Origin of the sequence: Brevundimonas sp. GW460-12-10-14-LB2, from assembly GCF_001636925.1 — a bacterium.
GTDB lineage: Bacteria > Pseudomonadota > Alphaproteobacteria > Caulobacterales > Caulobacteraceae > Brevundimonas > Brevundimonas vesicularis.
In genome coordinates, this window is the sequence record NZ_CP015511.1 from 3,234,186 (window position 1) to 3,257,114 (window position 22,929).

Consider the following 22,929-nt stretch of genomic DNA (forward strand, 5'->3'; position numbering starts at 1 on the left):
CCCGCCCGGAGCCTCCCTTAGAGGTCCGCGCCTTCCCGATGGAAACGCCGCAAGGCGCTGCCGACGGGGCCCAGATGGCGGAATTGGTAGACGCGCTGGCTTCAGGTGCCAGTGGCTTAACGGCCGTGGAGGTTCGAGTCCTCTTCTGGGCACCATTTTTCAGAAAGCGTCGCACCGAACGGTGCGGCGCTTTCTTTGTTTTGGCCTATCGCCTTCGCGCGCGCCGCTCCGCTGCTTGAGGCCCGTTCGTGGTTGAGCTTGCCCGTTTCGCGCGCCGCGTTCGCCGTGTAAGAGCCTGAGCATGACCGTTTACCTGCATGAGGGCGACCTGCCCGACGATCTGGACCTGGGGTCCGAGGTCGCCATCGATTCCGAGACCATGGGCCTGCGTTTTCGCCGCGATCCGCTGTGCGTGGTGCAGCTGTCGTCGGGCGACAGAAACGCCCATGTCGTGCGGCTGAACCGGCCCGCCTATGACTGTCCGAACCTGAAGCGGGTGCTGACCGATCCGGCGGTGACCAAGATCTTCCACTTCGGCCGGTTCGACATCGGCATGTTCCTGCTGCACCTCGGCGTCGAGACGCGGCCGGTCTACTGCACCAAGATCGCCTCCAAGCTGGCGCGCACCTATACCGACCGGCATGGGCTGAAGGACGTAGTGCGCGAGACGGTGGGCGTGGACCTGTCCAAGGCGCAGCAGTCGTCGGACTGGGGCGCCGAGACGCTGAGCCAGGCGCAGCTGGACTATGCGGCGTCGGACGTCCTGTATCTGCATGCGGCCAAGGCCAAGCTGGATATGATGCTGGCGCGCGAAGGGCGAACCGATTTGGCCGCTGACTGTTTCGACTTCCTGCCGACGCGGTCGGCGCTCGACCTGGCCGGCTGGGACGAGACCGACATCTTCGCCCACAGCTGAGGCGCGCTTGACCGAACACGGCGAACAGTCCCGCATCGAGGCCGACGAGGCCAGGGTCGCCCTGGCCGGCGCCCGCTGGCGCGCGCGCTCGCGGCGGGTGAAGCTTTATCGCCGCGTCCTGCCGATCGTCATCCTGGTGCTGGCGGGCGGCGCCCTGACCTGGACTGTGTTCCGCACCGTCATGTCGGGGGTGGAGCGCAAGGCCAGCCAGAGCCAGGAAGTTCGCCTGGACGCCCCCCTGTTCCACGGTCAGGACGCGCAAGGCCGCGCTTTCACCGTCGGCGCCCAGGGCGCCGTGCGCGACCCCAATACCGGCAAGTTCAAACTGATCGGCCCGGCGCTGAAGTTGAACCTGGGCGGGCGCAAGGTCACCGAACTGACCGCCGACGGCGGCATCTATGACGAGCAGGCCAAGACGGTGACGATCGGCCCGAACGTGCGCATTTCGGACGGCGGCACGGGCTTCGTCCTGACCACGCCCGAGGCGGTGGTCGACACCTCGACCGGAAACGTCACCGGTTCAAAGGGCGTTCAGGGTTCCGGCCCTATTGGAACCATCAACGCATCGTCCTATGCGATCTACGATCAGGGACAGCGCGTCGTGTTCGACGGCGCAGGCGACAACAAGGTGAAGGGCGTTCTGACGCCCAAGGGGTCAGGCGGATGATCGTGACGAAGATTTCGAAGGCGCTGGCTGTCGTCGCGGCGGCCGCCGTCGTGGGCATGCCGGCCTTGGTTGACGCGCAGGCCCAGGCGACCAATCAGCCCGTCGCCTATGGCGCAGACTCGGTCGAATACGCCCCCAATCGCATCATCCTGCGCGGCCGGGCCGAGGCGACGCAGGGCGGCAACCGTTTCCGCGCCGACACCCTGACCCTGGTCAGCGGAGAGGGCGGCGATCTGCAACGCGCCGAGGCCAGCGGCACCGTCTATTTCGTGACGCCCGACCAGTCGATGCGCGGCGACCGCGCCGTCTATAATCTCGGCAACGGCGAGATCGAGGTGACGGGCAACGTCATCCTGACCCAGGGCAAGAACGTCCTGACCGGCTCGCGCCTGGTCTACAACATCAACACCGAAACTGCCCGCATGGACGGCGCGCCGCGCGGCGCCGCCGGAAGCCGCGTGCAGGGCGTCTTCTATCCCAACTCGAACTGAGGCCGTCTGGCCCGTCACGGACCTGAGCATTTGGCGCGCAAGGAACTGTCAGCCCTGAACCTGGACGAGCGGCCCCAACCGGCCGCCGTGGCGCCCGCGCCTGCGGAAAAGGGCCTGCGGGTGATGAACCTGGCCCGGTCGTTCGGCCAGCGTCAGGTCGTGCGCGACGTGTCCCTGACGGTGCAGCGCGGTGAGGTCGCCGGCCTGTTGGGCCCCAACGGCGCCGGCAAGACGACCTGTTTCTACATGATCACGGGCTTGATCCCGCCGGACGCCGGCGCGATCTGGCTGGACGGCGAGGACATCACCGGCCAGCCGATGTACCAGCGCAGCCGCATGGGCCTGGGCTATCTGGCGCAGGAGGCCTCGATCTTTCGCGGCATGACGGTCGAGCAGAACGTCAAGGCGGTGGTCGAGCTGAACTATCCGCGCGACCAGATCCGCGCCGAGACCGACCGGCTGCTGAACGAACTGCACATCGACCATCTGCGGCACGCCCCGGCCACCGGCCTGTCGGGCGGGGAACGGCGTCGCGTCGAGATCGCGCGCGCTCTGGCGGGGCGCCCGTCCTTCATGCTGCTGGACGAACCCTTCGCCGGCATCGATCCCCTGGCCATCGCCGACATCCGCACCGTGATCCGCTATCTGGCCAGCCAGGGCATCGGCGTGCTGATCACCGACCACAATGTGCGAGAGACCCTGGACATCACCGACCGGGTCTCGATCATCTCGAACGGCGCCGTGCTGTTCGAGGGCACCTCGGACGAGGCGATCCACGACGCCGAAGTGCGCCGGGTGTACCTGGGCGAAAACTACATCTGATCTGACGGTGTAGTCATCCTCCGGCGACCCCCGCGAAAGCGGGGGGAGACCAAGGGACCCAGCGGCGCGCGAGAGCGCGAAACTCTCGCGGATGCAGGCTCTTCAATATCGTGCGGGGGTGAGATCGCCTTCGGCGCCGCTGGGTCCACCGGTCTGCGCCGCGAAGCCGCGGCTTGCCGGAGGATGACGAAGGGGTTCGAGGCCGCGTTCGTCTCGCGTTAACCGGTTAGGCGACATTCTGCCCCAGCAAGTTCCGGGCCACTCGGCGGCCGGGCGGGAAGATTTCGAACGTGATCGGGCAACGATTAGAGGTCAGGCAGGGGCAGGGGCTGGTCATCACGCCCCAGCTGCAGCAGGCGATCAAGCTGCTGCAACTGTCGAACCTCGAGCTGGAAGACTTCGTCGAGGCCGAGCTGGAACGCAATCCGCTGCTGCAACGTGAGGAGCCGGAGGGCGAGACGCCCGAGCCGGTCGAGCGCGTCGAGACGACGGCGGACGGTGAAATGTCGTTCGGCGACGGGGTCGGACATGAGGCCGTGTCCGGCATGGATGCGGGTTCGGACGATGTCTATGGCGACGCCGCCCCCGGTGAGCGCACCAGCGACCGGATGACTGACGAAGCCCAGCCGGGGCTGTCGGACTGGTCCAGCGCCGGCAAGGGCGGCCAGATGTTCGAAGGCGAGGGCGAGCGGCCCGACGCGCACGAGCTGACACTGTGGGAACATCTTCAGGCCCAGGCGTCGAGCGCGGGCCTGTCGCCGGCCGACCACGGCATCGCCCTGACCCTGATCGATGCGACCGACGAGGGCGGCTATCTGCGGGGGGAATTGACCGAGTTCGCCGACCGGCTGGGCGTGCCGCTGGAGCGGATCGAGGCGGTGCTGAGCGTTTGTCACGGCTTCGAGCCGACCGGAATCATGGCGCGGTCGGTGCCGGAATGCCTGAAGCTGCAACTGATCGAGCGCAACCGGTTCGATCCGGCGATGGCGGCGCTGCTGGACAATCTGGACCTGCTGGCCAAGCGCGATCTGGCGGGCCTGCGCCGTGTCTGCGAGGTCGATGGCGAGGACCTGACCGACATGATCGCCGAACTGCGGGCGCTGACGCCGCGTCCGGGCGCAGGCTTCGGCGGCGAGCCGGCGCAGACGGTCGTGCCCGACGTGCACGTGCGGCCCGATCCCGCCGGCGGCTGGCGGGTCGAGCTGAACGCCGACACCTTGCCGCGCCTGTTGGTCGACAAGCGCTATCACGGCCTGGTTCAGGCCGGCGCGCGATCGGACACCGAAAAGACCTTCGTCGCCGACTGCGCCGCCCAGGCCAACTGGCTGGTCAAGTCGCTGGATCAGCGGGCCAAGACTATTCTGAAGGTCTCATCCGAGATCGTGCGCCAGCAGGACGCCTTCCTGGCCTTCGGGGTCGAGTTCCTGAGGCCGCTCAATCTGAAGACCGTCGCCGACGCCATCGGCATGCACGAATCCACGGTCAGCCGCGTCACGTCGAACAAATATATCGCCACGCCGCGGGGCGTGTTCGAGCTGAAATTCTTCTTCACCGCCGCCATCCAGTCGGTGGATGGCGCATCGACCCATTCGGCCGAAGCTGTCCGTCACAAGATCAAATCCATGATCGACAGCGAGGGGGTCGAGGGTGACGTTTTGTCCGACGACCGGATCGTGGAAATCCTGAAGGAAACGGGCATCGACATCGCCCGCCGCACTGTGGCCAAATATCGGGAAGCCTTGAGGATTCCGTCCTCGGTCGAGCGCCGCCGGATGATGAAGACCGGCTGACATCCACAGCCAAGCGTGACCACAAATCGGTGATCTGGATTGACACCAAATCGGGTCGGGCGCGTTCTATCGGCATGCAAGTCCAAGTCAGCGGCAAGCAAGTGGATGTCGGCGAAGCGTTAGGCTCGCGCATCTCCCAGGAACTCGAAGACGGGGTCGGAAAATACTTCGCCCGAGGCGGTGAAGACGCCGAGGTCGTGGTGTCCAAGGACGGCCACAACTTCAAGGTGGACTGTTGGGTCCGCCTCGCGTCGGGCCAGACCCTGGTGACGACCGGAATGGGCGGCGACGCCCACTCGGCCTTCACCGAGGCGCTGGATCGGCTCGAAAAGCGGGTTCGCCGCTACAAGCGCCGGCTCAAGGATCACCACATCGGACCCAAGGGTCTGTCGCCCGAGAAGACCGAAAACGCCGCCCGCGAAGTCGCACGCAGCATCGTGCTGCGTGATCCCGACAGCGTGGAGGACGATGTCTTCGGCGACACCGGCGAGAACGACGGCCCGCCGCCGGTGGGGATGGTCATCGCCGAGACCGAGCACGAAATCCGCACCATTACGGTCGGACGGGCTGTGCTGGAGCTGGACATGACGGGCTATCCGGTCGTGCTGTTCCGCAACGCGGCTCACGGCGGTCTGGCGGTCGTCTATCGTCGTCCGGACGGCAATGTGGGATGGATCGATCCCGAACGGACGGCCAAGTCCAACGGTTCGGTGAACTAAGCCTCAGTTTGACTTCGGCGCGGTTGTCTCTAAACGGGCGGCCGCGCCGTTGTCTGCTGCGTGTATCGAGGTTGTGTAATGGACATCGGTGATCTGCTCGCGCCCAAGGGCGTGGTGCTGCGCAGCGGCGCGTCATCCAAGCGACAGGCGCTTCATGCCCTGGCCGAGGCGGCGTCGCATGCGCTGGGCATCGACGAAGCCCGCATCTTCGACGCCTTGATGGAACGCGAGACGCTGGGATCGACCGGGCTGGGATCCGGGGTCGCGGTGCCGCACGCGCGCCTCACCGAGGTCGAGAAGGTGACGGCGGTGTTCGTGCGGCTGGATACGCCTGTGGCCTATGATGCGGTGGACGACCGGCCGGTCGATCTGATCGTCGGCCTGTTCGCACCGCCCAAGGCGGGGGCCGAGCATCTCAGGGCTTTGGCGGCGGTGTCGCGCGCGCTGCGGTCGCCCGAGCTGCGGGAGCAACTGAGACAGGCGCGCACGACCGATGCGATCCGCGCCCTGTTCGTCAAGGACGCCACGGCCGCGACGGCGGCCTGAACGGCGGCGCCTGCGCGCCGCCATCCATGAGATCAATGAACGGAAACCGGCTCCAGCTGTGCGCCACGGCGGCGGCGAAGGCGGTATCGCGGTCGATCATGACCGCCAGACGCTCGCCGTCGGCGCTGTGGACGGCATAGAGCATCTGGCCGGGGTTCAGATCCACGTCCTTGATCTCGACCGCTTCTTCAAGCAGGTCCGAAGCCTTGATCTCGCGCACATACACGAGGTCGGGGGCGCCCAATCCGGCAAAGTCTTCCTTGGTCATCGTCATCGGCGTCATTAGGACCGCCTCCTTCATATTTGACAACGCCCGGATCGCCGGGCGGTTCGAATGGCTGTGGTTTTCAGCCGGCCGCGATGGGCCCGGACGTAATTGGAATCCGCCGAACCTGGCGCTCGGCCTTGGGCCGGATCAGGTCGACGTGGAGCAGGCCGTGCTCCAGTCGGGCGCCCTCGACTTCCAGCCCGTCGGCCAGGACAAAGTTGCGAACGAAGCCACGCGCCGCGATGCCGCGATGCAGAAAGGCCTGTTCACCCCTGCCGGCGTCGTCGCGCTTGCCGGCGATGGTCAGCTGCCGGCCGTCCAGGGTGATGGCCAGTTCGTCCGGCGCGAACCCGGCGACGGCCAGGCTGATGCGGACGCCCGCATCGCCGATCTGTTCGACATTGTAGGGCGGATAGCTCTCGGCCGCGGCCTTGGCGGCGCGGTCGATCAGGGCGCGGGTGTGGTCGAAGCCCAGCAGAAAGGGGCTGTCGAACAGGAGGGTGCGCGTCGTCGTCATCTGGGGTCCTTGCGTCAGCGACCGAGCGGTCGGTCTCCCGCAATCGGCAAGACCGTCCGTCACAGATGAAGATGGGGGCTGGCGAAGGCGGGATCAACCGTTTGGGGCCGGCGGTCCCCAATCTCGTCATCCTCGGGCTCGACCCGAGGATCAGGCGTTGCGCCGCTCATACAGAAGAACGTCGCGCGGCCGGGGCCGACTTCTAACGCGAAGCGGCGGATGATCCGGTCCTCGGGTCGAGCCCGAGGATGACGGACGGGGCGAAGGCGCCCCTAGTGGATGGCCTCGCCGTGCTGGGTATAGTCCAGCCCCTCGACCTCTTCGTCCTTGGTGACGCGCAGGCCCGTGGTGAACTTGCAGATCATCAGGACGACGAAGGTGCCGACGGCGCTCCAGGCGATGACGCCGACCAAGCCGACGGCCTGTTTCCACACGGTCGCGCCGTCCGACAGGGCGTTGACGGTCGTGGTGGCGAAGACGCCGGTCAGCAGGGCGCCGACGATGCCGCCGACGCCGTGAACTCCGAAGGCGTCCAGGCTGTCGTCGTATTTCAGCGCGTGCTTCAGCCAGACCGCGCCCGCATAGCAGGCCGGGCCGCCGATCAGGCCGATGAAGAAGGCGCCCTTGGGATCGACGAAACCGGCGGCGGGGGTGATGGCGACCAGACCGCCGACGACGCCCGACAACAGGCCCAGCAAGGTCGGACGTTTGCGATCGAACCGTTCGATGGTCATCCAGCCCAGGGCGGCGGCTCCGGCGGCCAGGATGGTGTTGAGCGCGGCCGTGGCGGCCAGCGCATCCGCCGCGCCCGCCGACCCTGCGTTGAAGCCCAGCCAGCCGACCAGCAGCAGGCCTGTGCCGATGGCGCTATAGACCAGGTTGGCGGGGGCCATGTTGTCGCGGCCGAAGCCGTGACGCGGCCCCAGCACCAGGGCGCAGACCAGGCCGGCGATACCGGCGTTGACGTGGACGACCGCGCCGCCCGCGAAGTCGAGCACGCCCAGCCCGCCCAGATAGCCGCCGCCCCAGACCTGGTGACAGATCGGCGCATAGACGATCAGATGCCAAAGGCCAAAGAACAGCAGGCTGGCCGAGAACTTCATCCGCTCGGCGAAGGCGCCGGCGATGAGGGCCGGGGTGATGATGGCGAAGGTCATCTGGAAGCTGACGAACAGCAGTTCGGGCAGGCCGGGCAGCAGGCTGTGGGCCGTCTGGGCCGTCACGCCGTTCAGGAAGGCCGCCTGCACGCCGCCGATGACGCCGTTGGTCGCCTCCGGTCCCTTGCCGAACGACAGGCTGTAGCCGACCAGGAACCACAGGACCGAGACGATGGCGAAGGCGGCCGCCGACTGGGCGACGACGCTGATGATGTTCTTCTTCCTGACCATGCCGCCGTAGAACAGCGCCAGACCGGGGAGGGTCATCAGCAGCACCAGGGCGGTCGAGGTCAGGATCCAGGCCGTCGCCGCATTATCGATGACCAACGGCGCCTGGTGCGTCAGCAGGGCCGGTGCGGCGAGAACGGGAGACGCGAAGGCCGCCGCCCCGGCGACGAGTGTGACGGCGAGGGCGGCGGATCGGGTCATGGCGGCTTTCTAAGGCAGGCGGTTCGGTGTCAGGCGGAGGTCTTCAGGCGTTCCGTGCGGGCGACGATGTCGGTCAGGGGCACGATGCGGACGAAGCGGTTCAGGCCGTTGTCCCAATCCGCCAGCAGACGTCGCGCCAAGGGCGAGGCCGTCGCGGCCAGATGGGCCTCGATCAGGCCCTTCAGTCGATCAGCCGCCTCTTCGTCCATGTCGGTCACGCCCGCCAGATCGCCATTCAGGGCGCGCTCGGCATGGCCAGGCTGGTCCAGCACGAACAGCTCGCCGCCGCTCATGCCCGCCGCCAGGTTCCAGCCGACCGAACCCAGGACGACCACGCGCCCGCCTGTCATATATTCGCAGCCGTGCGCGCCCAGCCCCTCGACCACGGCCTCGGCGCCCGAGTTTCTGACCGCAAACCGCTCGCCCGCCGCGCCGGCGACGAACAGCCGGCCGGAGGTCGCCCCATACAGGGTGGTGTTGCCGCAGATCAGCTGATCCTCGCGCCATTCGGGCGTGCGGATCGAGATTTCGGCGCCCGACAGCCCCTTGCCGACATAGTCGTTGGCCTCGCCCGTCAGATGCAGTTCCAGACCCTTGGCCGCAAAGGCGCCGAAGCTTTGGCCCGCGATGCCTTCCAGCCGGAGCTTCAGACGGCCCGCCGGGCCTTGCGCGCCGAAGCGCCGCACGATGGCCGAGGACAGGGCCGCGCCGACCGTGCGCTGGGTGTTGTTCAGCGGATAGGACAACTCCAGCGTCTGGCCGCGATCCAGGAAGCGCACGGCGTCCTTCAGCACGGCGGCGTCCAGGCTGTCGGCGATGGGCTTGCGGGTCGTCTTGTCGGCCCATTTGCCAGCCGCGCCCTCGTCCACCTGAACCAGCAGGGGGTTCAGGTCCAGGTCGTCCAGGTGCGAGCCGCCGCGCCGGACCTGACGCAGCAGGTCGGTGCGGCCGATGATCTCGTCCATCGTGCGCGCGCCGATCGACGCCAGGATCTCGCGCGTCTCCTCGGCGATGAAGGTGAACAGGTTCACCACCTTGTCGGGCGTGCCGGTGAACTTCTCGCGCAGCCGCTCGTCCTGGGAGCAGACGCCGACGGGGCAGGTGTTCGAATGGCACTGACGCACCATCAGACAGCCCATGGCGATCAGGGCAGCGGTGCCAACGCCGTATTCCTCAGCCCCCAGCATGGCGGCGATGACCACGTCGCGACCGGTGCGGACGCCCCCGTCTGTCCTCAGCGTGACCGAGCCGCGCAGATTGTTCAGCGTCAGCACCTGATGGGCCTCGGCCAGGCCGATCTCCCACGGCAGGCCGGCGTGTTTGATCGAGGTCTGGGGCGAGGCGCCGGTGCCGCCGTTGTGGCCGGCGATCAGGATGGCGTCCGCATTGGCCTTGGCCACGCCCGAGGCGATGGCGCCGATGCCCGAGGCGGACACCAGTTTCACCGTCACCCGCGCATCGGGGTTGATGGCCTTCAGGTCATAGATGAGCTGGGCCAGGTCCTCGATCGAATAGATGTCGTGGTGCGGGGGCGGACTGATCAGGGTCGTTCCGGGCACGGCGTGGCGCATCCGGGCGATGAACTCGGTGACCTTGAAGCCGGGCAGTTGCCCGCCCTCGCCGGGCTTGGCGCCCTGGGCGACCTTGATCTCGATCTCGCGGCACTGGTTCAGATATTCGGCCGTGACGCCGAACCGGCCAGAGGCCACCTGTTTCACCGCCGAGTTGGCGTCGTCGCCATTAGGACGCGGGTGATAGCGTTCGGGATCCTCACCGCCCTCGCCCGAGACCGAGCGGGCGCCGATGCGGTTCATGGCGATGTTCAGCGTCTCATGCGCCTCGGGGCCAAGTGCGCCCAGCGACATGGCCTGGGTCAGGAAGCGCCGGCGGATGTCCGACACGCTTTCGACCTCGTCCAGCGGAATGGGCGTGCCTTCGCGGAAGTCCAATAGGTCACGCAGGGACAGGTCGGCCTGAGCGCGGACGACCTCGGAGAACTGCTTGAAACGGCGGTAGTCGCCGCGGTTGCAGGCGTCCTGCAGCAGGTGGATGGTCTTGGCCTCGTGGGCGTGGGCCTCGCCGCCCGACCGGATCTTGAAGAAGCCGCCGATGGCGGGCGAGGGCACGGCCTCGCCCCAGGCGATGCGGTGCCGCTTCATCGCCGCCTGCTCCAGACCGGCCAGGCCGATGCCGGAGATGCGCGACGGGGCACCGGGGAAGAACTCGGCGGTCAGGGCGCGCGACAGGCCCAACACCTCGAACTCGCAGCCGCCGCGATAGGCGGAGACGACGCTGATCCCCTTGCGGGCCAGGGTCTTCAGCAGGCCCGCCTCGATGCCGGCCTTGTAGTTCAGGCAGGCGTCGCGCAGCGTCAGGCCGGGATACAGGCCCCGGTCCAGACGCTCCTGAAACAGATCCTGGGCCAGCCAGGCGTTGACGGTGGTGGCGCCGACCCCGACCAGGACCGCGAACCCGTGCGGGTCCAGCGTTTCGGCGGTGCGGACCACGATCGAGCAGTAGGAGCGCAGGCCCGCCTTGGTCAGGCGGCCGTGGACCCCGGCGGTGGCGAGGATCATCGGTGCGGCCAGCCGATCCGCCGACCCGGCCTGGTCGGTCAGCACAATCAGGGCCGCGCCGTCGCGGGCGGCGGCCTCGGCCTCGTTCATGATCCGGTCCAGCGCGGCGCGCAGGCCGGCGCCCGGACGGGCGTCGTTGGACGGCAGGGCGTAGCTGCAGTCGATGACCACAGTGGAGCCGGCGCCGACCGTCTCGATCATCCGCTCGTACATGCCGTTGGTCAGGACGGGGCTGTCCAGCACGAAGACGTCGGTCTGGGCCTCTTCCTCGGCCAGGATGTTGCCCAGGTTCTTGAACCGGGTCTTCAGGCTCATGGCGCCCGCTTCACGCAGGGGGTCGATCGGCGGGTTGGTGACCTGGCTGAAGTTCTGGCGGAAGTAATGCGATAGCGGGCGGGGCAGGGCCGACAGCACCGCGGGCGGGGCGTCGTCGCCCATGGAGCCGACCGCCTCCTTGCCATCGCGCACCAAGGCGTCCAGCAGCAGATCGAGGTCCTCGCGGCTGTATCCGGCGGCGATCTGACGACGGGTTAGGGCCTCGCCGGAGGCCGAGCGCGGCTCGGGTCCGGGGCCGATGATCGGCTCCAGATCCACCATATTGTCCAGCCACTCGGTATAGGGGTGGGCGGCGGACAGGGCGTCGATGGCCTCATGCTCGTCATAGACGCGGCCGTGCTTCAGATCGACCGCGATCAGCTTGCCGGGGCCGATGTGCAGGCGGCGCTTTACCCGGCTCTCGGGGATCGGCACCAGCCCGGCTTCGGAACCCGCCATCAGCAGGCCATCGACCGTCTCGACGGCGCGCAGCGGACGCAGGCCGTTGCGGTCCTTGCCCGCCACGATCCAACGGCCGTCGGCGGCGCAGATGGCGGCCGGGCCGTCCCACGGCTCCATCACCGCGTTGCAATAGGCGTAGAAGGCCCGGTGTTCGGCGGGCATGACCACGTCGTCCTTGGCCCAGGCCTCGGGGATCAGCAGGGCCTTGGCCATCGGCGCGGGGCGACCGGCGTGGACCAGCACCTCCATGACGTTGTCTAGGGCGGCGGAGTCCGATCCGCCCGGCTGAACCACCGGCTTGACCTCGCCGTCGCGGTCGCCGAAGGCGCCGGCCGCCATTCGGATCTCGTGCGACTTCATCCAGTTGAGATTGCCCTTCAGCGTGTTGATCTCGCCGTTGTGGGCCATCATGCGGAAGGGCTGGGCCAGCTTCCATTCGGGGAAGGTGTTGGTCGAATAGCGCTGGTGGAAAACGGCGTAGGCCGAGACGAAGCGCGGATCCTCCAGGTCGGGATACAGGTCGCCCAGCAGTTCGGCCCGCACCATCCCCTTGTAGGCGATGGAACGCGCGGACAGGGTGCAGATATAGACGCCGGCCAGGTTCTCGGTCTTGACCGTCTTTTCGATGCGGCGGCGGCACAGATACAGCTCGCGCTCCAGCGCCTCGCCATCCAGCGGTTGGCCCGCGTCGTCCAGCGGCGGGGCCAGCATGATCTGCTCGATCTCGGGCCGGGTCGCGCCGGCCTTGGTCCCGACGACCGACAGGTCGATGGGCGTCTGGCGCCAACCATAGATCCAGAAGCCGGCGCGCAGGGCCTCGGTCTCGACGATGGCGCGGGCGCGGTCCTGGGCCCCCAGGTCGGTGCGCGGCAGGAAGACCTGACCGACGCAGATGGGCCCAGGACGCAGGGATTGGCCGATGGAGGCCACCTGTTCGGCGAAGAAGCCTTGCGGCAGCTCGGCCATGATGCCCGCCCCATCGCCCGACAGGCCGTCGGGATCGACCGCGCCGCGGTGGGCCACGGCCTTCAGGCTGCGGATCGCATATTCGACCACGTCGCGGCGCGGCGTGCCGTCGATCGAACAGACCAGACCCACGCCGCAGGCGTCGCGCTCGGAGGCGCGGTCATAGGCGTGGCCGGCTTCCAGCCGGTCGCGGGTTTGTTCGTATTTGTTCAGCCAGGTCATGCCGCGACCTCCTCGGTGCGGGTCTTGAAGTAGCGGTCGATCTCGGCGGCGGCGTCCTGGCCTTCGCGGACGGCCCAGACGACCAGGGAGGCGCCGCGCACCGCGTCGCCGGCGGCGAAGACGCCGGGCAGGCTGGTGGCGAAGCTGACCGAACCCACCTTGATGGTGCCGTCGTCGCGTAGGCGCAAATCGGCCTCATGCGCCGCGAACGGCTCGGGCGAGAAGCCCAGGGCCTCGATGACGATGTCGGCCGGCACGTCGAAGTCGGCGCCGGGAACCGGCACGATGTCGCGACGCTGACCGGGCAGGCCTTCCGTCAACTGCATGCGCGCGGCGCGCACGCCCGTGACCTGGTCGCCTTGCGACAGCAGGGCCTTGGGCGCTGCCAGCCATTCGAAGACGACGCCTTCTTCCTCGGCGTTGACGACTTCGCGGGCCGAGCCGGGCATGTTCTCGCGGTCACGACGATACAGGCAGGTGACGCTGGCCGCGCCCTGACGGACGGCGGTCCGGACGCAATCCATGGCCGTGTCGCCGCCGCCGATGACGACGACCCGCTTGCCGCGCGCCTCGTGCCAGCCGTCCTGTTCGGCGTCGCCCAGGTCGCGGCGGTTCTGGTGGGTCAGATAGGACAGGGCGGCGACAGTCGAGTCCGGCCCGCGACCCGGCGCGGAAAGGATGCGGGGCTGATAGACGCCCATAGCCAGCAGGACGACGTCGTGGCGCTCGCGTAGCTCGGTCAGGGTCACGTCCTTGCCGACCTCGCAGCCCAGCACGAACTGGACGCCGCCGTCGATCAATCGGTCCACGCGGCGCTGCACGACATGCTTTTCCAGCTTGAAGCCGGGGATGCCGTAGATCAGCAGCCCGCCGGCGCGGTCGTGACGGTCATAGACCGTGACCTGATAGCCCTCGCAGCGCAGGCGGTCGGCGGCGGCCAGACCGGCCGGGCCGGCGCCGACGATGCCGACCGTTTCGCCGCGTTCGGCCGCCGGGCGGATCGGCTCGACCCAGCCGTTGGAGAAGGCCTGGTCGCCCAGCCAGGCCTCGACCGAGCCGATGGTCACGGCGTCCCAGCCGGACTGGTTCAATGTGCACGACCCCTCGCACAGTCGGTCCTGCGGGCAGATGCGGCCGCAGATTTCGGGCATGGTCGAGGTCAGGGACGCGACGCGCCAGGCCTCGCGCGGCTCGTTCTCGGCCGACAGGCGCAGCCAGTCGGGGATGTTGTTCTGAAGCGGGCAGGCGTTCTGGCAGAAGGGCACGCCGCAGTCGGTGCAGCGCGACGCCTGTTTCTCGGCCGTCTCGGTGGAGGGCGGAATCGTGATCTCCCCGAAACCGCGTGCACGCAGTTCGGCCGAGGCCTTGGACAGGCGGCGGGGTTCGACGACGAATGTCCCGCCTTGCTTCAGGGTCTTATGCATATCTCGCATATGCCGCAAACGACGCGTTAGAGGCAAATATTATTGCCGCGAGGCGTTCTCAGCGAAACAAAAAGAATAAATCATCCAATCGGACGCGTTTTGTCGTCAAAAGTTGCTGATGGTGGCCGTTTGCGCCGCAACAGGATTTTGTTCCAGGGGTGCGACAATAGGAACCGGCGCAGTCTCGAGGCGTTCGAAAGACTGATTTCAGCAGACCACAGAGAGTGCGCCCATGCCCCGATGGACAACCCCGACCGGCCTTGGGGGATGGCTGACGTTGCTGCTCGGGATCCTGCTGGCCGTGATCGGTCTGGTGCTGACGGTCGGCGGCGTGCAGCTCGCGATGCTGGGCGGCTGCTGGTATTATCTGATCGCGGGCCTGGCGCTGATCGTGTCGGGCCTTCTGCTTGTCTATCGCGACGTGCGTGGGGCCTGGCTCTATGGCGCGGTCTTCGTCGCCACAGTGATCTGGGCGCTGTGGGAGAAGGGCCTGAACGGTTGGGCCATGATCCCACGCCTGGTCGGGCCGCTGGTGCTGATGTTCCTGGTGCTGGCGACGCTGCCGGTATTGCGGTCGCGCGGCGGCGGCAAGACGGCAAGCTTCGGCGCGCTCGGGCTGGCGGCCCTGACGGTCGTGTTCGGCCTGGTGGTCGGACAGATCAACGCGCCCGGCGTCGATAGCCCGGTGCCCGGCGCGCGCGGACCATTCGGTGATCCCGCCCTGATCAAGGCCGGCCTGGACTGGCCCGCCTATGGCGGATCGGACGCGGCCCAACGTTATTCGCCGCTGAACCAGATCAACAAGACCAACGTCGGCCAGTTGGAGCGCGCCTGGACCTTCCGCACCGGCGATCTGCCCGGCGAACGGTTCGGCGCCGAGACCACGCCGCTGAAGATCGCCGACACCGTCTATCTCTGCTCGGGTCGCAACAAGATGTTCGCCCTGGACGCTGACACAGGTCGGCAGAAATGGGCCTATGATCCCAAGGTGGCGGACGAACAAATCCCCTACACCGCCGCCTGCCGGGGCGTGACCTATTACGCCACACCCAACGTCGACCAGGCCCAGCCCTGCGCGACGCGCATCATCGAAGGCACGCTGGACGGCCGGATCATCGCGGTCGATGCGCGCACCGGCGTGCCTTGCCCCGCCTTCGGAACCAACGGCGCCGTCAGCATCAAGGAAGGGATGGGCAATCCCTATCCCGGCATGGTGTCGATCACCTCGCCACCCGTCGTCGTGCGTGGCGTCATCGTCACGGGCCATCAGGTTCTGGACGGCCAGAAACGCTGGAACGCCTCGGGCGTCATTCAGGGCTATGACGTCGTCACCGGCCAGCTGCGCTTCGCCTGGGACATGATGCGTCCCGACATCACCACCGCTCCGCCGGCCGGTCAGACCTATACGCCGGGCACGCCAAACATGTGGACGACAGCGACGGGCGACGAAGCCCTGGGCCTGGTCTATCTGCCGATGGGCAACTCGGCCGCCGATTACTATTCGTCGCTGCGCCGGCCCCAGGAGAACCAGTATTCCAGCGCCCTGGTCGCGCTGGACGTCACGACCGGCAAGCCGCGCTGGAGCTATCAGACCGTCCGCCGCGACGTCTGGGACTATGACCTGGGTTCACAGGTGACGCTGGTCGACATGCCGACCGCAGGGGGCGTGACTCCTGCGGTGATCCTGCCGTCCAAGCGCGGCGAAATCTTCGTGCTGGATCGCCGCACGGGCCAACCCCTGCACGGCGTTCAGGATCGTCCCGCCCCGCGCGGCGGCGTTGAACCGGCGCAGCGTGCGGCGACCCAGCCCTATTCGCTGTTCAACACCCTGGCCAAGCCTGACCTGCGCGAAGTCGACATGTGGGGCATGTCGCCGATCGATCAGATGATCTGCCGCATCCAGTTCAAGAAGGCGTCGTACCAGGGCCAGTTCACGCCGCCGACTGCCGACCGTCGCTTCATCGAATATCCGGGCTACAACGGGGGTTCGGACTGGGGCAGCGTGGCACTGGATCCGCGTCGCGGCGTGATCATCGCCAACTATAACGACATGCCCAACTACAACCGTCTGGTGCCGCGCGCCGAGGCGAACAAGCTGGGCTGGTTCCCCCGCGACGACCCTCGCTATCAGGAAGAAACGACCGGCGAGGGCGCCAAGGCCGAGGGCGCGGGCGATCCGCAGATGGGCGTGCCCTATGCGATCGACGTCAACGCCGGCTGGCGGATGCCCTTCACCGGCCTGCTGTGCAAGGAGCCGCCCTATGGCGGGATCCGCGCCATCGACGTGCAGAGCGGCAAGACCCTGTGGGACCGTCCGTTCGGCACGGCGCGCAAGAACGGCCCGTTCGGCATCCCCTCGATGCTGCCGCTGGAAATCGGCACGCCGAACAACGGCGGCTCGGTGGTCACGGCGGGCGGCCTGATCTTCATCGCCGCAGCGACCGACGACCTGATCCGCGCCATCGACATTGAGACCGGCAAGACCGTCTGGTCCGACGTCCTGCCCGCCGGCGGCCAGGCGAACCCGATGATCTACGAACAGAACGGCCGCCAGTATCTGGTGATCGTCGCCGCCGGCCATCACTTCATGGAAACGCCGGAGGGCGATTACGTCATCGCCTATGCGCTGCCGCAGCGCGGCTGAGACGAAGCACCAATCTCCCTCCCCCGCGGGGGAAGGGCGGTCGCACCAGCGACCGGGTGGGGGCGGCTCGGAAACGAGCCGCCTTTTCTCGTTCAGCGGGATGTCGCCAGCCGCCCCCACCCGGCCTCGCCTTCGGCTCAGCCACCCTCCCCGAACGGGGAGGGAGAGCGTGCGCGACCTACGGCCTGATCTGGCCCTGGCCGCGCACGACGTACTTGTAGGTGGTCAGCTGCTCCGCCCCCACCGGGCCGCGCGCGTGGAGGCGGTTGGTGGAGATACCGATTTCGCCGCCGAAACCGAACTCGCCGCCGTCGGCGAACTGGGTCGAGGCGTTGATCAGGACGATGGCGCTGTCGACCTTGACGGCGAACCGTTCGGCGGCCTCGGCGTCGGTGGTGACGATGGCCTCGGTGTGGCCCGAGCCGTAGCGGGCGATGTGGTCGGTCGCGGCCTCAAGATCGTCTACGACGCGGACGGCGAGGATCGGGGCCAGATATTCGGTGGTCCAGTCGGCCTCGGTCGCGGGCGTCATGGCGGGAACCAGGGCGCAGGCCGCTTCGTCGCCGCGCAGTTCGCAACCGGCGGCGATCAGGTCGGCGGCGACGGGGGGCAGCAGGCGCAGGGCCGCCGCCCGGTCCACCAGCAGGGTCTCGGTCGCGCCGCAGACCGAGACGCGGCGCATCTTGGCGTTCAGAACGATGGCGCGGGCGGTCTCCAGATCGGCGGCCTCGTGCAGATAGGTGTGGTTCAGGCCTTCCAGATGGCTGAGCACGGCCGTTCGCGCCTCGGCCTGGACGCGAGCGACCAGGCTCTTGCCGCCACGCGGGACGATGACGTCGATGGCGCCGCTCAGCCCGGTCAGCATCAGGCCGACGGCCTCACGGTCGGGAGTGTCGACCAGTTGCACCGCATCGGCGGGCAGTCCGGCCTCGGCCAGGGCTTCGGCGATCAGGGCGGCGATGGCTAGGGAGGACTGAAGGCAGTCGGAGCCGCAGCGCAGGATGGCGGCATTGCCCGAGCGGATGCACAGGGCGGCGGCGTCGGCGGTGACGTTGGGCCGGCTTTCGTAAATCACGCCCAGCACGCCAATGGGGGTGCGGACACGGGCGATGTCCAGCCCGTTGGCGGGGGTCCAGCGTTCGGTCTCGACGCCCAGCGGATCGGGCACGGCGGCGATGGTCGCCACCGCCTCGGCCATGCCGGCGATGCGGGCGGGGCTCAGCGACAGGCGGTCGATCAGGGCCTCGGTCATGCCGTTGGCGCGGGCGGCCTCCACGTCGCGGGCATTGGCGGCGAGCAGGGCAGGCTCGGCGGCCTTCAGCCTTGCAGACAGGATTTCCAGCGCGCGGGTGCGGGCGGCGGCGGGGGCTTCGCGCAATAGCATGGCTGCGGCGCGGGCGCGCTGGCCCAGGTCGAGCATTCGGGTCTTCAGATCGGTCATCGGTCGTCCAGCACCATGTCGTCGCGGTGGATCAGCACCGAGGCGCCGCGATAGCCCAGCAGGGTCTCGATCTCGTCCGAGCGGCGGCCGCGAAGGCGCGCAGCCTCGTCGGCGGCGTAGGCGGCCAGCCCCACCCCGACGGCGCGACCGTCCGGGTCGATCAGGCGCACGCAGTCGCCCTTTTCGAAGCCGCCGGACACGCCCGTCACCCCGGCCGGCAGCAGGCTCTTGCCTGCCTTCAGCGCCGTGACCGCCCCGGCGTCCAGCGTCAGGACTCCCGTCGGCGACAGGCTGCCGGCGATCCACTGTTTATAGGCGGCCATCGGCCCGTCGGGGGCGGCGATCAGGGTGGCGCGCGCGCCGTCGCGGATAGCGCTGAGCGGCGACAGGGTCTGGCCCGAGGCGATGATGGTGGCGCAACCCGCCGAGCGCGCGATCTGGGCCGCCGCCAGTTTGGTCGCCATGCCGCCGGTACCCACGCCCGCGTCCGCGTTGGCGCCCCCGCCCATGGCCAGGATGTCGGGGCTCAGCGTCTCGATCAGGGGCAGATGGGCGGCGTTCGGATCGCGGTGTGGATCGGCGGTGTACAGGCCGTCCACGTCCGACAGCAGGATCAGCAGGTCCGCCCGCGCCAGCTGGGCCGTGCGCGCCGCCAGCCGGTCGTTGTCGCCGTAACGGATTTCCTCGGTCGCCACCGTGTCGTTCTCGTTGACGATGGGGATGACGCCGTGGGTCAACAGGGCCTCGACGGTCGCGCGGGCGTTCAGCCACCGCCGACGGCGTTCGGTGTCGTCGCGCGTCAGCAGCACCTGGCCCGCGATCAGGCCGTGCGGGTCCAAGGCCGCTGACCAGGCGGCCATCAGCAGCGACTGTCCGACCGAGGCCGCCGCCTGCTTGTCCTCCAGCCGTGCGCCCAGCGCGGGCAACCGGCCCCGGCCGAGGGCGATCGAGCCGGACGAGACGACGATGACTTCGCGCCCCTCAGCCTTCAGCGCCGCCAGATCCGAGGCGGCGGCGGCCAGCCAGTCGCGCGTCGGCTGGCGCGTGGCCGCGTCGATCAGCAGGGAGGATCCGATCTTGACCACGACCCGCCGGGCGGCGCTCAGCGCCGACGCAGCGTTCGGGCCGACGGGGAGGGCGGCGCGCTGGGACATGAAGCTTTCTGTAACGCCACGGTTCGGGCTTGTCTCTTGCCGTGTCTCGCCGCAATGCAGACGGATGATGGAATCCCTTTCCCCCATCGCCGCAGGCGGTCTGGGCAGTCTGGCGGCGGGCATGATGACGGCGGTGGGCGCCGTGCCGCTGCTGTTCTTCCGCAAGGCGGGGGTGCAGACCCAGAGCGCCCTGTTGGGTTTCGCCGCGGGGGTCATGCTGGCGGCCTCCTTCTTCTCGCTGATCATCCCCGGCGTGGACGTGCTGCAGGCGGGCGGGGCCAGTCCGGCGGCGGCGGCCGGCGTCATGGGGGCGGCGGTCCTGATCGGGGCGACGGTGATCGGGCTGATGAACCGGTTCGCGCCGGTGGACATGCTGGCCATCGGACCGGCGGGATCGCGCGACCTGTCGCGGCGCATCTGGCTGTTCATCATCGCCATCACCCTGCACAACTTCCCTGAGGGCGCAGCCGTGGGCGTCAGCTTCGGCGGCGGCGACTTGCACCAGGGCCTGTCCACGGCGCTCGGCATCGGCATCCAGAACATGCCCGAGGGGCTGGCGGTGTCGGCGGCGATGGCGACCCTGGGATACGGCCGCTGGCCGGCCTTTGCGGCGGCGCTGGCTTCGGGCCTGGTCGAGCCGGTCGGCGGCCTGATCGGGGCCAGCGTGGTCGACCTGCTACCCGGCGCCCTGCCGTGGGGGCTGGGCCTGGCGGCGGGGGCCATGATCTATGTCGTCACCGCCGAGATCATTCCCGAGACCCGCGAGAAGTCCAAGGGCGAGGGGTCGATGATCGGCCTGATGATCGGCCTGGTCGGAATGATGTTCCTGGATATCGCCCTGGGATGACGCGGGCGAAACGCGGCGTGACCGCGCAGCGGGGCGTTACATCGATTTACATGGCGGGCGGGGGTTGAAGCCGTCGGGGCCGAGAGGCTAGGCCTCTCGCTTCGCTGCTCGATTGTCCCCCGAAAGGAGCGCCAGCCTAAATGACGCGACCTCTCAAGCCTGCGGCTTCCCGTAGAAATTTCTTGTCTGGCCTGGGGCTTTTGGCCCTGATGGGCGCCGGAGTGTTCCCCATGCCTGTTTCCGCCCAAGCGTCTCGCACCGTCGCCCGCCACCGCCAGAAGATCGAGGATCTGATCGCGGCCATGACGGTCGAGGAGAAGGCCGGCCAGCTGAACCTGCTGGCCGATCCGTTCCGCTGGATGCCCACGGCGGTGAATCCTCTGGACGGCACGGGTGATCCCGCGCGCGTCACGGCCCTGATCCGCGAAGGCAAGGTCGGCAGCCTGTTCAACGGCATCGGCGCCGAGGCGGGCCGCCGCATCCAGCGCGTGGCGATGGAGGAGAGCCGGCTGAAGATCCCGCTGCTCTTTGCGGCGGACGTGATCCACGGCCTGTCGACCATCTTCCCGGTGCCCCTGGCCGAGGCGGCGGCCTTCGATACCGAACTGGCCCGGCGCACGGCGCGGGCGGCGGCGGTCGAGACGGCGGCCTCGGCCGTTCACCAGACCTACGCCCCCATGGTGGACGTGGCGCGCGACCAGCGCTGGGGCCGCAACGTCGAGGGCGCGGGCGAGGACGTTCTGCTGAACAACCTGCTGGCCGCCGCCCGCGTGCGCGGCTTCCAGGGCGAAAAGGGTCTGGACGACCGTGACGCGGTCCTGGCAACCGCCAAACACATGGCCGCCTATTCCGCCGCCGTCGGCGGGGTCGAATACAACACCACCGACATGAGCGAGCAGACGCTGCGCGGGGTTTTCCTGCCGCCGTTCAAGGCGTCGGTGGACGCCGGCGCCCTGTCGATCATGAGCGCCTTCAACGACGTCAACGGCGTGCCGGCGTCGGGCAGCCGCAAGCTGCTGACCGACATCCTGCGCGGCGAATGGGGCTTCGAGGGCTTCGTCGTCTCCGACTACACCTCCGAGCAGGAGTTGGTGGCCCACGGCTTCGCCGAGGACGGCCGCGACGCCGCCCGTCTGGCCTTCAACGCCGGGGTCGATGTGTCGATGGTGTCGGGTCTGTATCTGGAACATCTGCCCAGCCTGGTCGCCTCTGGCGAGGTGTCGATGGCGCGCATGGACGAGGCGGTGCGCCGCGTCCTGAACACCAAGGCGGCGCTGGGCCTGTTCGACGATCCCTATCGCGGCACCGATCCGGTGCGTGAAAAGGCGGTGGTCGGGTCGCGCGAACACGTCGAACTCTCGCGCGAGGCGGGCCGCAAGTCGGTCGTGCTGCTGAAGAACGACAACGGCCTGCTGCCGCTGAAGAAGAGCCAGAAGATCGCCCTGGTCGGCCCGTTCGCCGACGACGTGGACAATGTCTGGGGGCCGTGGACCATCTGGGGCGCGCCCGAGCGACGTGTTTCGCTGGAGGCGGGCTTCCGCGCGGCCATGAGCGATCCGCAGAACCTGACCCTCGCACGCGGCTCGGGCGTCGAGACGCCGCTGGACGGCGGGATCGAGCAGGCTATCGCCGCCGCCCGCGACGCCGAGGTCATTGTCCTGGCCATAGGCGAGGCGACCAATATGTCGGGCGAGGCCCAGTCGCGCACCGAGATCGTGGTGCCCGCGCCGCAGGTCGCCCTGGTCGACGCCATGGCGGCGCTGGGCAAGCCCATGGTCATCCTGCTGAGGAACGGCCGGGCGCTTGCGCTGGAAGGCAATGTGAAGAACGCCCAGGCCATCGTCGTGACCTGGTTCCTGGGCGAACAGATGGGCCATGCCGTCGCCGACGTCCTGTTCGGCGATCACGGCCCGTCGGCGCGCCTGCCGGTCAGCTTCCCGCACAAGTCGGGCCAGCAGCCCTATTCCTACGACCGCAAGACCACCGGTCGCCCGGCCAATCCCGATCTGGCGAGCGAGGAATACAAGGCCCGCTATCGCGAGACGACGAATACGGCGCTTTATCCCTTCGGCTATGGCCTGACCTATGGCGCGATCAGCTATGCGCCGGTTGAGATGGAGAGCGACAAGCTGGCCTGGGCCGGCACGCTGGACCTGGCCGTGACCGTGACCAACACCGGGTCGCATCCGGCCGAGGAGCTGGTGCAGCTCTACATCCACGACCGGGTCGCCAGCCTGACCCAGCCGGGCCGATTGCTGAAAGACTTCAAGCGCGTGTCGCTGAAGCCGGGCCAGAGCACGAAGGTGACCTTCACCCTGAACGCTCGCCAACTGGGCTTCATCGGCGCGGACGAGACCTGGCGCATCGAGCCCGGTCTGTTCGACGTGTGGTTGGCGCCGCACGCCCAGGGCGGGGCGAAGGCGACGTTCCAGCTGATCGGTCCGGCGTCCATCACCGACGGGCGGTGACGCGCGCCACGTTGACGGGGCAGGCGGCAGGGCTTAACGACGCCGCCGTTTGCCTTCGGCCTTCGTATCGGCCGGATTCGATTTTAGG

At 68.4% G+C, this 22,929-nt stretch carries 16 protein-coding genes, 1 tRNA gene and 1 pseudogene; 11 read left to right on the plus strand and 7 right to left on the minus strand.

Annotated elements, in window-relative coordinates; all coding sequences use genetic code 11:
• Window positions 1-68 precede the first annotated feature (68 nt).
• From A4249_RS16050 to ptsN, 8 genes are all read left to right on the plus strand, one after another.
• Window positions 69-155, plus strand: a tRNA-Leu gene (locus tag A4249_RS16050).
• A gap of 146 nt (window positions 156-301) precedes the next feature.
• Window positions 302-916 carry a ribonuclease D gene (locus A4249_RS16055; RefSeq protein ID WP_066554475.1) on the plus strand — a complete coding sequence of 205 codons (615 nt, stop codon included), beginning with the start codon at window positions 302-304 and terminating at the stop codon, window positions 914-916.
• Between the two features lie 7 nt (window positions 917-923).
• Complete coding sequence (gene lptC, locus A4249_RS16060; RefSeq protein ID WP_045809723.1) at window positions 924-1,583, plus strand: LPS export ABC transporter periplasmic protein LptC; 660 nt, start codon at window positions 924-926, stop codon at window positions 1,581-1,583.
• Window positions 1,580-2,074 carry an LptA/OstA family protein gene (locus A4249_RS16065; protein ID WP_066554482.1) on the plus strand — a complete coding sequence of 165 codons (495 nt, stop codon included), beginning with the start codon at window positions 1,580-1,582 and terminating at the stop codon, window positions 2,072-2,074. The genes lptC and A4249_RS16065 overlap by 4 nt, the downstream gene beginning before the upstream one ends.
• Before the next feature lie 30 nt (window positions 2,075-2,104).
• The gene (lptB, locus tag A4249_RS16070; protein ID WP_066554484.1) at window positions 2,105-2,896 is read left to right on the plus strand and encodes an LPS export ABC transporter ATP-binding protein; all 792 of its coding nucleotides are present in this window, start codon (window positions 2,105-2,107) and stop codon (window positions 2,894-2,896) included.
• A gap of 290 nt (window positions 2,897-3,186) precedes the next feature.
• The gene (gene rpoN, locus A4249_RS16075; RefSeq protein WP_066554485.1) at window positions 3,187-4,686 is read left to right on the plus strand and encodes an RNA polymerase factor sigma-54; all 1,500 of its coding nucleotides are present in this window, start codon (window positions 3,187-3,189) and stop codon (window positions 4,684-4,686) included.
• Window positions 4,687-4,760: 74 nt separating this feature from the next.
• On the plus strand, window positions 4,761-5,405 hold the full coding sequence (hpf, locus tag A4249_RS16080; protein WP_055754032.1) for a ribosome hibernation-promoting factor, HPF/YfiA family: 645 nt from the start codon (window positions 4,761-4,763) through the stop codon (window positions 5,403-5,405).
• Between the two features lie 78 nt (window positions 5,406-5,483).
• On the plus strand, window positions 5,484-5,951 hold the full coding sequence (gene ptsN / locus A4249_RS16085; protein ID WP_066554489.1) for a PTS IIA-like nitrogen regulatory protein PtsN: 468 nt from the start codon (window positions 5,484-5,486) through the stop codon (window positions 5,949-5,951).
• 32 nt (window positions 5,952-5,983) lie between these two features.
• Here ptsN and A4249_RS16090 read toward each other — a convergent pair.
• From A4249_RS16090 to A4249_RS16110, 5 genes and pseudogenes are all read right to left on the minus strand, one after another.
• Window positions 5,984-6,234: pseudogene (locus A4249_RS16090) on the minus strand (DUF1150 family protein).
• Between the two features lie 64 nt (window positions 6,235-6,298).
• Entirely contained in the window at window positions 6,299-6,736 is a 438-nt protein-coding gene (locus A4249_RS16095; RefSeq protein ID WP_066554491.1) for an Hsp20 family protein, read from the minus strand.
• Window positions 6,737-7,008: 272 nt separating this feature from the next.
• Window positions 7,009-8,322, minus strand: coding sequence for an ammonium transporter (locus A4249_RS16100; protein ID WP_066554493.1), 1,314 nt, complete (start codon window positions 8,320-8,322; stop codon window positions 7,009-7,011).
• A gap of 29 nt (window positions 8,323-8,351) precedes the next feature.
• The gene (gene gltB / locus A4249_RS16105) at window positions 8,352-12,863 is read right to left on the minus strand and encodes a glutamate synthase large subunit (protein WP_066554495.1); all 4,512 of its coding nucleotides are present in this window, start codon (window positions 12,861-12,863) and stop codon (window positions 8,352-8,354) included.
• Entirely contained in the window at window positions 12,860-14,287 is a 1,428-nt protein-coding gene (locus A4249_RS16110; RefSeq protein ID WP_066554497.1) for an NAD(P)-dependent oxidoreductase, read from the minus strand. The genes gltB and A4249_RS16110 overlap by 4 nt, the downstream gene beginning before the upstream one ends.
• 232 nt (window positions 14,288-14,519) lie before the next feature.
• On the opposite strand from A4249_RS16110, the gene A4249_RS16115 reads away from it, so the two are divergent.
• The gene (locus A4249_RS16115) at window positions 14,520-16,931 is read left to right on the plus strand and encodes a membrane-bound PQQ-dependent dehydrogenase, glucose/quinate/shikimate family (RefSeq protein WP_066554500.1); all 2,412 of its coding nucleotides are present in this window, start codon (window positions 14,520-14,522) and stop codon (window positions 16,929-16,931) included.
• Window positions 16,932-17,109: 178 nt separating this feature from the next.
• Here A4249_RS16115 and A4249_RS16120 read toward each other — a convergent pair whose 3' ends face one another.
• Together A4249_RS16120 and proB are read right to left on the minus strand one after the other, a co-directional pair.
• Window positions 17,110-18,372: a glutamate-5-semialdehyde dehydrogenase gene (locus A4249_RS16120; RefSeq protein ID WP_066554502.1), complete on the minus strand. Its 1,263-nt coding sequence runs from the start codon at window positions 18,370-18,372 to the stop codon at window positions 17,110-17,112.
• Window positions 18,369-19,526, minus strand: a complete 1,158-nt coding sequence (gene proB, locus A4249_RS16125) for a glutamate 5-kinase (protein ID WP_066554504.1) — start codon at window positions 19,524-19,526, stop codon at window positions 18,369-18,371. Before proB ends, A4249_RS16120 begins: the two co-directional genes overlap by 4 nt.
• A 64-nt stretch (window positions 19,527-19,590) precedes the next feature.
• Between proB and A4249_RS16130 the strand changes: the two genes are divergently transcribed.
• Both A4249_RS16130 and A4249_RS16135 read left to right on the plus strand, forming a co-directional pair.
• Window positions 19,591-20,373: a ZIP family metal transporter gene (locus A4249_RS16130; protein WP_231868733.1), complete on the plus strand. Its 783-nt coding sequence runs from the start codon at window positions 19,591-19,593 to the stop codon at window positions 20,371-20,373.
• 230 nt (window positions 20,374-20,603) lie between these two features.
• Complete coding sequence (locus tag A4249_RS16135) at window positions 20,604-22,841, plus strand: glycoside hydrolase family 3 N-terminal domain-containing protein (protein WP_066555387.1); 2,238 nt, start codon at window positions 20,604-20,606, stop codon at window positions 22,839-22,841.
• Window positions 22,842-22,929 lie beyond the last annotated feature (88 nt).

Bases quoted from the DNA above. Each gene is read 5' to 3' on its own strand.
- A4249_RS16055 (WP_066554475.1), top strand. From the start codon at position 302: ATGACCGTTTACCTGCATGAGGGCGACCTGCCCGACGATCTGGACCTG.
- A4249_RS16065 (WP_066554482.1), top strand. From the start codon at position 1,580: ATGATCGTGACGAAGATTTCGAAGGCGCTGGCTGTCGTCGCGGCGGCC.
- hpf (WP_055754032.1), top strand. From the start codon at position 4,761: ATGCAAGTCCAAGTCAGCGGCAAGCAAGTGGATGTCGGCGAAGCGTTA.
- ptsN (WP_066554489.1), top strand. From the start codon at position 5,484: ATGGACATCGGTGATCTGCTCGCGCCCAAGGGCGTGGTGCTGCGCAGC.
- A4249_RS16095 (WP_066554491.1), bottom strand. From the start codon at position 6,736: ATGACGACGACGCGCACCCTCCTGTTCGACAGCCCCTTTCTGCTGGGC.
- A4249_RS16100 (WP_066554493.1), bottom strand. From the start codon at position 8,322: ATGACCCGATCCGCCGCCCTCGCCGTCACACTCGTCGCCGGGGCGGCG.
- gltB (WP_066554495.1), bottom strand. From the start codon at position 12,863: ATGACCTGGCTGAACAAATACGAACAAACCCGCGACCGGCTGGAAGCC.
- A4249_RS16110 (WP_066554497.1), bottom strand. From the start codon at position 14,287: ATGCATAAGACCCTGAAGCAAGGCGGGACATTCGTCGTCGAACCCCGC.
- A4249_RS16115 (WP_066554500.1), top strand. From the start codon at position 14,520: ATGCCCCGATGGACAACCCCGACCGGCCTTGGGGGATGGCTGACGTTG.
- A4249_RS16120 (WP_066554502.1), bottom strand. From the start codon at position 18,372: ATGACCGATCTGAAGACCCGAATGCTCGACCTGGGCCAGCGCGCCCGC.
- proB (WP_066554504.1), bottom strand. From the start codon at position 19,526: ATGTCCCAGCGCGCCGCCCTCCCCGTCGGCCCGAACGCTGCGTCGGCG.
- A4249_RS16130 (WP_231868733.1), top strand. From the start codon at position 19,591: ATGATGGAATCCCTTTCCCCCATCGCCGCAGGCGGTCTGGGCAGTCTG.
- A4249_RS16135 (WP_066555387.1), top strand. From the start codon at position 20,604: ATGCCTGTTTCCGCCCAAGCGTCTCGCACCGTCGCCCGCCACCGCCAG.